The organism is Leucobacter ruminantium (genome assembly GCF_017565705.1).
In the GTDB taxonomy this organism is placed as follows: domain Bacteria; phylum Actinomycetota; class Actinomycetes; order Actinomycetales; family Microbacteriaceae; genus Leucobacter; species Leucobacter ruminantium.
In genome coordinates this window covers 180,319-192,359 of sequence record NZ_JAGDYL010000001.1, presented here as the reverse complement: position 1 = coordinate 192,359, position 12,041 = coordinate 180,319, and the positions used below count along the sequence as shown (strand labels likewise).

Annotated in this window: 8 protein-coding genes; 7 read left to right on the top strand and 1 reads right to left on the bottom strand. The window is 69.5% G+C overall.

Annotation, left to right across the window (positions count from 1 at the left end):
• The first annotated feature begins 32 nt into the window (after nt 1–32).
• Nucleotides 33–611 carry a dihydrofolate reductase gene (locus J4H91_RS00875; protein WP_243752468.1) on the top strand — a complete coding sequence of 193 codons (579 nt, stop codon included), beginning with the start codon at nt 33–35 and terminating at the stop codon, nt 609–611.
• 156 nt (nt 612–767) lie between these two features.
• On the opposite strand, the gene J4H91_RS00870 is transcribed toward J4H91_RS00875, so the two are convergent.
• Entirely contained in the window at nt 768–1,808 is a 1,041-nt protein-coding gene (locus J4H91_RS00870; RefSeq protein ID WP_208044356.1) for a hypothetical protein, read from the bottom strand.
• 515 nt (nt 1,809–2,323) lie between these two features.
• Between J4H91_RS00870 and dapA the strand changes: the two genes are divergently transcribed.
• The 6 genes from dapA (at nt 2,324) to J4H91_RS00840 (ending at nt 12,030) form a co-directional block, all read left to right on the top strand.
• Nucleotides 2,324–3,301, top strand: coding sequence for a 4-hydroxy-tetrahydrodipicolinate synthase (dapA, locus tag J4H91_RS00865; RefSeq protein WP_208044355.1), 978 nt, complete (start codon nt 2,324–2,326; stop codon nt 3,299–3,301).
• A gap of 82 nt (nt 3,302–3,383) precedes the next feature.
• Nucleotides 3,384–5,060: a ribonuclease J gene (locus J4H91_RS00860; protein WP_208044354.1), complete on the top strand. Its 1,677-nt coding sequence runs from the start codon at nt 3,384–3,386 to the stop codon at nt 5,058–5,060.
• 4 nt (nt 5,061–5,064) lie between these two features.
• Entirely contained in the window at nt 5,065–6,240 is a 1,176-nt protein-coding gene (locus tag J4H91_RS00855; RefSeq protein WP_208044353.1) for a peptidoglycan bridge formation glycyltransferase FemA/FemB family protein, read from the top strand.
• Nucleotides 6,240–7,859 (top strand): murein biosynthesis integral membrane protein MurJ, encoded by a 1,620-nt coding sequence (murJ, locus tag J4H91_RS00850; RefSeq protein WP_208044352.1) that lies wholly within the window; start codon nt 6,240–6,242, stop codon nt 7,857–7,859. Before J4H91_RS00855 ends, murJ begins: the two co-directional genes overlap by 1 nt.
• Nucleotides 7,856–8,899, top strand: a complete 1,044-nt coding sequence (locus J4H91_RS00845; RefSeq protein ID WP_208044351.1) for a peptidoglycan bridge formation glycyltransferase FemA/FemB family protein — start codon at nt 7,856–7,858, stop codon at nt 8,897–8,899. Before murJ ends, J4H91_RS00845 begins: the two co-directional genes overlap by 4 nt.
• A 182-nt stretch (nt 8,900–9,081) precedes the next feature.
• Nucleotides 9,082–12,030: an FtsK/SpoIIIE family DNA translocase gene (locus J4H91_RS00840; RefSeq protein ID WP_208044350.1), complete on the top strand. Its 2,949-nt coding sequence runs from the start codon at nt 9,082–9,084 to the stop codon at nt 12,028–12,030.
• Nucleotides 12,031–12,041: the final 11 nt, after the last annotated feature.

The following is a 12,041-nucleotide window of genomic DNA, read 5'->3' as shown; positions in this document are numbered from 1 at the left end:
ACCCGCCCATTGAGCGAGCGAAGCGAGTCGAAATGAGAATCGAGAAGGGGTCGATGCGGCTCGGCATGATCTGGGCCGAGGCCCGGGACGCGGACGGCAGGGGGGTGATCGGCCGGGGCGGCGACATGCCCTGGCATCTGCCCGAGGATCTCGCGTATTTCAAGCGGGTCACGCTCGGCGCGCCCGTGATCATGGGGCGCCGCACCTGGGAGTCGCTGCCCGAGCGGTTCCGGCCGCTGCCCGGCCGCAGGAACCTCGTCGTGACCCGCGACCCGGTGTACGACGCCCCGGGTGCCGGGGTCGTCGCCTCGCTCGAGGACGCCGTCGCCGAGCTGAGCGGCGGGGGTTCCGGGGCGGCGGGTGCCGTGGTCGACGGCGAGGCGGGGGATCCCTCGCCCGAGATCGCCTGGGTGACCGGCGGCGGACAGCTCTACCGGGCGGCGATGCCCCTCGCCGACGAGCTGTCGGTGACGCGCATCGACCTCGAGGTCGACGGCGCCGACACCTTCGCGCCCGAGATCGGGCCCGAGTGGGAGCTCGCGGAGGCCGGGGAACCGCTCGTCTCCAAGACCGGACTCGGCTACCGCTTCGAGCGCTGGGTGCGTCGCTGAGCGGCCGCTGACGGTGGCGCTCGTGTCGCGCCGGGTCGGCGCCAAACCCGCCCGCCTTGGCGGCGCCGCGTCGAGCCGCCCGCGCCGCTCCGAGCCCGCCCGCGCCACCGACTTGACGCGTACTGCTGTCTTCCGGCGGTTTGAGAGCCGAACGCGTCAAGTCGATGCGCTCGCTTCCCGACTCGGACGATCGTGCCACTCCGGTTCGGCGAAGCAGCGAGCGAGAGCGGGGTCGATGGGACGCGCCGTCTCCCCGAGGAAGTCGCGCATCCTGGCCGCCGTCGTTTCGATCGCGTCCTCGGCGAAGTCTTCACTGTGCAGCCGCAGCACGCCGTATTTCTCGTCGCGGACGCGTTCCAGACGCCTGATGTCGCGCAGGTACTGTCGGCGACTCGTGCGATGCTGCTCGCCGTCGTACTCCAGGATCTTCCGCGACGTCCGATCGCACGCGTCGAAGCGACCGATGAAGGCTCCGCCGCGGTCGTGGATCACGGCCTGAAGCTCCAGGAGGTCCAGGCCGTGCTTCGCGAGCTCGTAGTGCATCAGGGACTCGCCGCGTGACTCGGCCCCGACGCGTGCCACATCAACGGCCAGTCGCAGCCTTCGAATGCCCCGCGTGGATGCGGTGCGGACGGTCTCTCGGAGGTCCTCCTGCGCGACGATGGGCGGTGTCGCCCCGTTGTCGCGCCACTTGATCAGGTGGTCGACGGCGACGACGAGTTCGCGGAAGCCCAGCAGCGGCGCCGACTGTATCAGGGCCACAGAAGCCGGCACGCACGGGAAATCGCATATGAGCTCCTCGTCGGCGACGAATGCAGCGGAGGTCGGGTCGACCGAGTTGTGGCCCCGCACGCCCGGGGATCTTGCCGGGCCGTGGGGAAGGGGGATCGACACGTGCGGCGGCGTTCGTTCGAAACGGATCGGGGCTCCGTGCAGCACCAGTGCCGTCGTGTGGCTGAAGAGTTCGCCGAGGCGTGTGCGAAGCCGTGGCAGATAGGCCTGCGCGGTGCGGACGGTGTACTCCGAGAGCAGCTCGGGCTCCGGCGGCGACGGTGCAGAGGAGCGCACTCCGCGGTGCGGTGCGCTGAGACGCGAATGGCGCAACTGAGGGATCGTGAGACCCGCGGCGAGGCCGTCCGAGAGCGAGAACGCGCGGTCGCGTAGGTGCGAGGGAAGCGGCACAGGAGGAGAGGGCATGCTGCCATCGTGCTCCAGGCTGAGCCACCGGCGCGGGTAATGCACAGGCGGAAGGACCTTTTCTCACGAATTATCCGGTGGACCGGGCCTGTGAGGGGAGAAGCTCGGGGTATCCGTCGCGATCCCTCGCCGGTGTCGTCGTATTCGAGCCCACAGGCGCCGGAGCCACTGGAGGGGCGCGGGGCCACCGCTGGGGTGGAATCGAGCGCCGCCCCTACGCCGTCTCGATCGACTCCTCTCGCCCCGCGCGAGCGTCGACTTGACGCATGCTGCTGTCTCCTGCGTGTTTGAGGTCCGAACGCGTCAAGTCGATGCACGCGGGGCACGTGCGCGAGGGAGAGGCGAGGCGCGCAGGGGAATGTCGCAGGTGCGGCCTGCGGGGAAACGTGCGGCGCGGGCACGGGCACGTGCGGCACGGGCACGGGCACGGGCACGGGGCGAGACGACTGCGGAGCGGAGGCGCGCGGGCACCACCGCTGGACCCGGTGTCAGCCCGCGTCCGGTACCCTAGACGAGTGGCACAGGTAGAGAATCCCTTCGGTCAGGTGCTCGTCGCGCTCGTTACGCCCTTCCAGGCTGACGGCGAGGTCGATTGGGCCGCGACGGAGAAGCACATCGACGACTGCATCGTGAGCGGCGCCGACGGCATCGTCGTCACCGGCACCACGGGCGAGACCTCGACGCTCACCGACCCCGAGAAGATCAAGCTCGTCGAGGTCGCGAAGTCGGTCTCGGGCGGGCGCGCGAAGATCATCACGGGCGGAGGGTCGAACGAGACCGCGCACGCGATAGAGCTCTACAAGGCCAGCGAGAAGGCCGGTGCCGACGGTGTGATGATCGTCACCCCCTACTACAACAAGCCGACCCAGGCCGGCCTGCTCACGCACTTCCGCATGGTCGCCGACGCGACCGATCTGCCGGTCATCCTCTACGACATCCCCGGCCGCACCGGCGTGCCGATCAAGTACGAGACGATCCTGCGTCTCGCGAAGCACCCGAACGTGCTCGCGATCAAGGACGCGAAGGGCGACCTCAGCGAGGTCAGCCGCGTGCTCAACCAGACCGACCTCATGTACTTCTGCGGCGACGACGCTGCGGTGCTGCCCGAGCTCTCGATCGGCGCGACCGGGCTCATCGGCGTCACCGCGAACATCGCGGCTGCGCCCTACCGGGCCATCGTCGACGCGGTGAACGCGGGCGATCTGCGCGCGGCCACCGCCGCGCATCAGAACCTCGAGCCGCTCGTGCGCGCGGTGATGACCCACGTGCCGGGCACGGTCGCCGCGAAGTACATCCTCCACGGCCTCGGCCGCATCGGCAGCCCGCGCGTGCGCCTGCCGCTCGTCGGCCCCGAGGAGTGGGAGGCCGCCATCATCGAGGACGAGCTCGCACTCGTGCACGATGTGCCGGGCGTCGATTTCTCGAACTTCAGGCCGGACCGCAACGCGGCCGCCGGCGGTGCCCTGCCCAAGATCGCAGGCACCACCCGCTGACGAAACAGCCCCCTGAGCCTGTCGGACGGGGGCGAACGACAGCTGCTCCTCTCGACAGGCTCGGGGCGCAGGCAAGGAATACATGACGAATCCCCCTTACGCTCCGCCCGCGCTCGAACCGGGCACCCTCCGCATCGTTCCGCTCGGCGGACTCGGCGAGGTCGGCCGCAACATGACGGTCTACGAGATCAACGGCAAGCTGCTCGTCGTCGACTGCGGCGTGCTCTTCCCCGAGGTGCAGCACCCGGGCGTCGACCTCATCCTCCCCGACATCACGAAGATCGAGGACCGCCTCGACGACATCGTCGCGGTCGTGCTCACGCACGGCCACGAGGACCACATCGGAGGTGTGCCCTACCTGCTGAAGAAGCGCGAGGACATCCCGCTCGTCGGCTCGAAGCTCACCCTCGCCTTCGTTACCGCGAAGCTCAAGGAGCACCGCATCCGGCCGGTCACGCGCGTCGTGGCCGAGGGCGACCGCGTCTCCTACGGCCCCTTCGACCTCGAGTTCGTCGCGGTGAACCACTCGATCCCCGACGCGCTCGCGGTCGCGATCCGCACCGAGGCCGGCCTGGTCATCGGCACGGGCGACTTCAAGATGGATCAGCTGCCGCTCGACGGCCGCATCACCGACCTGCGCGCCTTCGCTCGGCTCGGCGAGGAGGGCGTCGACCTCTTCATGACCGACTCGACGAACGCCGACGTGCCGGGCTTCACCCCGCTCGAGAAGAACATCGGCCCCGTCATCGAGCAGGTCATCGCGAAGACGAAGGGCAAGGTCGTCGTCGCGAGCTTCTCGAGCCACGTGCACCGCGTGCAGCAGGTGCTCGACGCCGCGCACGCCAACGGCCGCCGCGTCGTGCTGCTCGGCCGCTCGATGGTTCGCAACATGAAGATCGCGGCAGACCTCGGCTACCTCGAGGTGCCCGAGGGCGTGCTGGTCGACCTCAAGAAGAGCGGCGACATCCCCGATCACCGCATCGTCTACATGTCGACGGGTTCGCAGGGCGAGCCGATGGCGGTGCTGAGCCGCATGGTCAACCGCGAGCACCAGGTCGAGGTCGGCGAGGGCGACACCGTGATCATGGCATCGAGTCTCATCCCGGGCAACGAGACCTCGGTCTACCGCGTGATCGACGGCCTCATCAAGCTCGGCGCCAACGTCGTGCACAAGGGCAACGCCAAGGTGCACGTCTCGGGTCACGCCGCAGCGGGCGAGCTGCTCTACTGCTACAACATCGTGCGCCCCAAGAACGTCATGCCGATCCACGGCGAGTACCGCATGCTCGTGGCCAACGCTGCACTCGCGATCGAGACGGGCGTGCCGCAGAACCGCACGGTGATCGCCGAGAACGGCACCGTGGTCGACCTCGTCGACGGCGTCGCAAGGCCGGTCGGCCAGCTCGACACCGAGTTCATCTACGTCGACGGCAAGAGCGTCGGTCGGGTGACCGACGACGATCTGCGCGATCGCCGCACGCTCGCCGAGGAGGGCTTCATCTCGGTGATCACGGTCGTCGAGCCGACGACCGCGCACATCGTGTCGGGCCCCGACATCCACGCTAAGGGCGTCGCCGAGGAGGCGAAGGTCTTCGAGAAGATCAAGCCGCAGATCGCCGACGCTCTCGAGGCAGCGATGAAGGACGGCGTGACCGACCACCACCAGCTGCAGCAGATCGTGCGCCGCACCATCGGCCGCTGGGTCGGTACGAAGCTGCGCCGCAAGGCGATGATCGTGCCCGTCGTGGTGGTGGTGTAACGACGTGGAGGGATCCCTCGTCTCCGGGGGCCCGGCGCCGGCCGAGGCCGTCACCGCCCGCTTCGCGACCGACGCCGAGCGCTCCTCCTGGGATGCGCTCGTCGCGGCGAACCCGGGCGGCGGCGAGGTCTGGATGGGCGACGCCTACCTCGGCGTGAAGCGCCGAGAGGGCCGTTACCGCGACTACCGCGTCGTGGTGGAGCGGCCCGGCAGGCAGCCCATCGCCGTCGGCGTGCTCGCGAAGCGCGTGCCGCTGCTCGGCGAGTGGTGGCATCTGCCGGCCGGGCCCGCCGGTGAGAGCACCGAGGCGGTGCTCGAGGTCGCGGCGGCGGTCGCGCGTTTCGCGAGGGATCGCGGAGCCTTCCTGCTGAAGATCGAGCCGCGCCTCGGACTCGACGCGCGCGCAGCGATCCACGCCGCCGGTTACCGAGACACGGTGCGCATCGTGCCGAATCCGTCGACGGTGCTCGTCGACCTCGGCGATCCCTCCGCCGTGGAGGACGCGCTCTTCGCGAGCCTCGGCAAGAAGGCCCGCAACTCGATCAACCGCGCCCGCCGCGACGGCATCGAGGTGACACGCGCCCCCGCGACCGACGAGAACTGCGCCGCGCTCTACGGGCTGCTGCGCGAGACGGCGGAGGGCCGCTTCGTGCTGCGGCGGGAGGGGTACTATCGCGAGTTCTGGCAGGCGTTCGAGCGCGAGGGGTCCGGCCAGATCTTCCTCGCGTACCGCGCCGATCCCTCGGGGAAGGAAGCATCGCATCCTTCCGACGCCGACGCCACCGCTTCGGGTGCCGCGGGCGAGCCGCGGCTCGTCGCGGGCGCGTTCGCGATGGGGCTCGGCGCCAAGACCACCTACAAGGACGGCGCCTCCGTGCGCGCGAAGACCGCATACGGCGCCTCGCATGCGCTGCAGTGGGAGGTGCTGCGCTGGGCGCACGAGCGCGGTGCGACCGTGCACGATCTGTGCGGCGCACCGCCGAATGATCGCGCGGACGACAAGGGCCATCCGTTGCACGGCGTGGGGCAGTTCAAGCGCTCCTTCTCGCCCGAGATCACCGACTACGCCGGCGCATTCGACCTGCCGCTGAAGCCCCGCGCCTACGCGATCTGGTCGAAGCTCGGAGACCGCATCGCCCGCCGTGCCTCTCTCGCGCTCAAGAAGGATCCCTACTACTGATGGCCGGCGGACTCCTGCGGGCGAGCGCGGTGATGGCATCGGGCACCATGGTGTCGCGCATCCTCGGCCTCGTGAAGGCGATTCTGCTCGCCTACGCGATCGGGTCGGTGGGCGCACGCTCGGCCGATGCCTTCGCGAACGGCAACCTGCTGCCGAACACGGTCTACATGATCCTCATCGGCGGCGTGCTCAACGCGGTGCTGGTGCCGCAGATCGTGAAGGCGGCGCAGAACCCCGACGGGGGAGCGGGGTACATCAACAAGATCCTCACGCTCATCACGACCATGCTGGTGGGGATCACGGCGCTCGCGATGCTCGCCGCGCCGTGGATCGTGTGGCTCACCGTCCAGGACTGGGGTCAGCAGCAGATCGAGCTCGCGACCGCCTTCGCCTACTGGTGCATGCCGCAGGTGATCTTCTACGGCGTCTACACGGTGATGGGCGAGGTGCTGAACGCGAAGAGCATCTTCGGACCGTTCACCTGGGCGCCCGTGCTCAACAACGTCATCGCCATCGCGGGCATCGCGGTGTTCGTCGCGATGTTCGGATCCGACCCCGAGGGACGGCTGCCGGTCGACGCCTGGACGCCGACGATGATCGCGGTGCTGGCGGGGTCCGCGACGCTCGGCATCGTCGCGCAGGCACTCATCCTCTTCGTGTCGTGGAAGAAGGCCGGCATCCGCTTCCGGCCCGACTTCGCCTGGCGCGGTGTGGGGCTCGGACGCACGGCTCGGCTCGCATCGTGGACCCTCGCGATGGTCGTGGTGATGCAGCTCGGCGGCATCGTCACGAACCGCATCGTCTCGATCGGCTCCGGCGCAGGTCCCTCGACGAGCGCGATGCAGAACGTGTGGCTGATCTTCATGATGCCGCACTCCGTCATCGCGGTGTCGCTCGCCACCGCCTACTTCACGCGTCTCGCCCAGTGGGGCCAGACCGGGAGGATGGCCGAGTTCCGCGAGGATCTCTCGGCGTCGGCGCGGCAGATCGCGCTCGTCATGGTCTACGCGGCCATCGTGCTCTTCGCCGCGGCCCCCTTCATCGGGCGCGTCATCAACTTCGGCGCGACGGGCGAGCAGGTGGAGATGTTCGGCGAGGCGCTGCAGGCGTACTCGGTGAGCCTCGCCGCATACAGCTTCCTGTTCGTAGTGCAGCGCGCGTTCTACGCGCTCTCCGACACCCGCACGCCGTTCGTCTTCACGACGATCCAGATGGGGCTCGTGATCCTGCTCTCGCTGCTGCTGCCGTTCGTCGTCGAGCGGCGCTACATCGGCCTCTCCTTCGCGATCGTCTGGTCGTTCGCGACGATCGTGGAGACCCTGCTCGCGACCTGGCTGCTGCGGCGCAAGATCGGATCCTTCGACGGGCGCAAGATCCTGCAGAGCGTCGTCAAGTTCGTGCTGGCCGCGGTTCCGGCCCTCGTCTTCGGGATGATCGTCTCCCGGCTGCTCCGCGCCGCCGCGGGCGACGTCAACGCGCTCGTCGCCGTCGGGTTCGCCGCGGCCGTCGCCGGCGTGGTCGCGGCGGTGTACGTCATCACGCTCCGCCTGCTCCGCTCGCCCGAGATAGCGGACATCGCGGGCACAGTCTCCAGCAAACTCGGAAGGAACCGATCGTGACCTCCTCTGCGACCCTGCACGTGACGCCGTGCGACGACCGCGCGCTCTGGGACGACACGGTGAAGCGCCTCGGCGGCCATCCGCTGCAGCTGTGGGGGTGGGGCGATCTCAAGGCGGCGCACCGCTGGAGCGCCGAGCGGGTGCTGGTCCGCGAGGGATCCGGGCCGCAGGCCCGTGTGGTCGGCGCCTGCCAGCTGCTGACCCGCGCCCTGCCCGGCCCGCTCGGCGGCTTCGTCTACGCCCCGCGCGGCCCGGTTGTCGCGCGTTCGGAGGCCGACCCCGAGCGGCCTGCGGCGGATCCCTCGCCCTCCGCCGTCGCCGATGCGATCGCCGCCTACGTGCACGGTTCGCGCCGCGCAGTCGCCGTGTCGATCGAGCCCGACGAGGACGCGGGCGCGTTCTCCCTGCCCGCGTCCTGGCGCGAGGCGAAGACACCCGTGCTGCCCGCGCGTACGCTGATCCTCGATCTGCGGCGCTCCGAGGACGAGCTGCTCGCCGACATGTCGAAGAAGCACCGTCAGTACGTGCGCAAGGCGGGCCGCGAGGAATCGCTGTCGATCCGCCCGGTCGAGACGATCGAGCAGCTCGACGCGTGCCTCGAGGTGTACCGGCAGACGAGCGAGCGGGCCGACTTCGGGCTGCACGAGGATTCGTACTACCACGACGCATTCACCATGCTGGGCGATGATTCGCCCGTCTGGGCGGCCTACGTCGACGACCGGCCGGTCGCGTTCCTGTTCATGGCGAAGTCGGAGCGCACCGCGTTCGAACTCTACGGCGGTATGGACGAGACCGGCCAGCGCCTGCGCGCCAACTACGCTCTGAAGTGGCACGTGATCCGCGAGATGAAGCGGCTGGGGATCGAGCGCTACGACTTCGGCGGGCTCATCAACGACGGCGTGACCACCTTCAAGAAGGGCTGGGCGTCGCACGAGAACCTGCTCGCGGGGACGTGGGATCGGCCCGGCCCCGGGTACAAGCTGTGGACCGAGGGGCTGCCGCTCGCGAAGAGGGTCGTGCGGGCGCTGCGGCGGCGTTAGCCGGCTGCTGGGCGGCGGGCAGGTCGGGCGGCGGGCAGCGTCGAACAGATGGTTCGCCGCGCCGCCGCGCTCGACGGCTCGGCCTGAACCGTACGGTGCGAACCGCGGGATGCGCGAGGCGAAGGCCGGGCTGTTCGGAGCGTCACCTCGCGAATGTCAGTAGTCGAAAGTACCCTCGTAGCATGGCCAGCAAAGCTTCGACGCGCGGAAAAACCGAGAAGACCCCCACCCGGGGTGCTCGCGGTGCGCAGTCGACCGGTGCGAATCGCACCGCGAAGACGCGCGTGCTCGCCGAGCCCGAGCCCGGCGAGGGCGTCGCGGTGCGCGCCTGGAACGGGCTCGCGCACGCCGTCGGCGGGGCCGCCCGCATGTTCCGCACCGAGCCGCTCGACGGGGCCGACCGGCGCGACGGCGTGCCGCTGCTGCTCGTGATCCTGGCGATCGTCGGCGCGGTCATCGAGTGGTTCCTGATCGGCAACCCGGTGGCGGTGCAGCTCGACGCCTGGACCTTCGGCGGTCTGTTCGGGCGCGTGGCGTTCGGATTCCCGATCATCATGGTCGGCTTCGCACTGTGGTTGTTCAACCACCCCTCGAGCGTGAACGACAACCGTCGCATTGCGATCGGACTCTTCCTCGCGATCACGAGCATCGCCGGTCTCAGCCACGTCTACGGAGGTCGCCCGAATCCGAAGGACGGCATGCCTTCGCTCGCCGAGGCCGGCGGACTGCTCGGCTGGATGGTCGGAACGCCGCTGCTCGCGCTCACCGTGTGGGTCGCGGTGCCCTTGCTGTCGATCCTGCTCGCCTTCTCGGTGCTCATCATCACGAAGACGCCGCCCGGACGCATCGTGCGCCGGCTGCGCGAAGCCTACGTGTTCCTGTTCGGGATGGGGGAGGAGGCTCCCGCCGAGCCCGCCGTCGCCGAGCGCCCTCGGAAGCGCGAGCAGCGGCAGCAGGAGACGCTCTTCGACCTTGAGGAGCAGGAGGCGGAGCCGGGCAGCATGCCCTGGTGGCGGCGCAACGCCTCGGGTCGCGAGCAGGATCCGGAGTACGCGGCCGATCAGCAGGCGCTCGACTCGGCGCTGGCGGGCGCCGATGAGCCTGCCGGGAGCGAGGGGGCGTTCGAAACGGCACTCGCATCGGACACCGCTACCGACGCCTTCCCGGCCGATCTCTTCGACGACCTCGCACAGGCCGAGGCAGCAGTCGAGCACGCGGGCGCATCACCCGCCTCGGGCCTCGGAGACGACTCATGGGACGCCCCGGCGGCCGCGGCACCCGCTGCCGCAGCTCCGGCTTCAGCAGGGGAGGAGCCGGCCATCCCCTTCGCCGTGGCGCCTCCGCACAGGCCCGTGCAGGCCGATTACCGCCTGCCCGATCAGGGCACGCTGTCCGCCGGCGACGCGCCGAAGACCCATACCGATGCGAACGACCAGATCATGGCCGCGATCGCCCGGGTGTTCGAGGAATTCAAGGTCGATGCGCGGGTCAGCGGCTTTTCGCGCGGACCGACGGTCACGCAGTACGAGGTCGAGCTCGGCCCCGGCGTGAAGGTCGAGAAGGTCACGGCGCTGTCGAAGAACCTCTCCTACGCCGTGGCCTCCAACGAGGTCCGCATCCTCTCGCCCATCCCCGGTAAGAGCGCCATCGGCATCGAGATCCCCAACAAGGATCGCGAGAACGTCGCGCTCGGCGACGTGCTGAGGTCGAACAAGGCCCGCAACAGCAAGCACCCGATGACGATCGGCGTGGGCAAGGACGTGAAGGGCGGCTTCGTCGTCGCGAACCTCGCGAAGATGCCTCACCTCCTCGTAGCCGGCGCCACCGGCTCCGGCAAGTCGAGCTTCATCAACTCGATGATCACGAGCATCCTCATGCGGGCGACCCCGTCCGAGGTGCGCATGGTGCTCGTCGACCCGAAGCGCGTGGAGCTCACGGTCTACCAGGGTGTGCCGCATCTCATCACTCCCATCATCACGAACCCCAAGAAGGCGGCGGAAGCGCTGCAGTGGGTCGTGAAGGAGATGGACATGCGCTACGACGATCTGGCGAGCTTCGGGTTCCGCCACATCGACGACTTCAACGAGGCGGTGCGGTCGGGATCGATCGTGCTGCCCGAGGGCAGCCAGCGCGTTCTCAAGCCCTACCCCTACCTCCTCGTCGTCGTCGACGAGCTTGCTGACCTCATGCTCATCGCGCCCCGCGACGTCGAAGACTCGATCCAGCGCATCACCCAGCTCGCCCGAGCGGCCGGCATTCACCTCGTCCTCGCGACGCAGCGCCCCTCCGTGAACGTCGTCACCGGCGTGATCAAGTCGAACGTGCCGAGCCGTTACGCCTTCGCGGTGGCCTCGGGCACCGACTCGCGCGTCATCCTCGATGAGGTCGGCGCCGAGCGTCTGATCGGCCAGGGCGACGGCTTGCTGCTGCTCAACGGCGAATCCACGCCGATGCGCGTGCAGGGAGCGTGGGTGAACGAGGCGGAGATCGCCCAGGTCGTGGCTCACGTCAAGGCTCAGGCGCAGCCCGAGTACCGTGCGGACGTCGCTCAGGCAGCCGAGAAGAAGGAGATCGACGAAGACATCGGCGACGATCTCGAGGTGCTGCTCGCCGCGATCGACCTCGTCGTCACCTCGCAGTTCGGGTCGACGTCGATGCTGCAGCGCAAGCTGCGTGTCGGCTTCGCGAAGGCCGGGCGCCTCATGGACCTCATGGAGTCGCGCGATATCGTCGGCCCCTCCGAGGGTTCGAAGGCTCGCGACGTGCTCGTGTCTCCGGAGCAGCTGCCCGAGGTGATCGCCCGCATCAAGGGAGGCTCCGCGCAGCAGGCCTTCGCGGCTCCGCAGGCGAGTCCGGCGCAGGCCCAGGCTCCGCAGGCCCCCGCCCCGCAGGCGGGCTCGGCGCAGGCACCAGTCGCGGCGGGCGAAGCTCCGCACACTGCGGGCGACCCCGCGGCCTCCGAGGATCCCGACGGCGCCACCGACGTGATCGAACCGTTGGACGACGGCTTCGGCGGCGGGAGCTTCGGCGACGACCGCTACGACGATCCGATCTCCCGTCATCAGTCGGGCCTCGAAGAGGTCGACGGCGACGGCGACGAGGACGCGTGGCAGTTGACGGGACGCGACTAGAGGCATCCGAG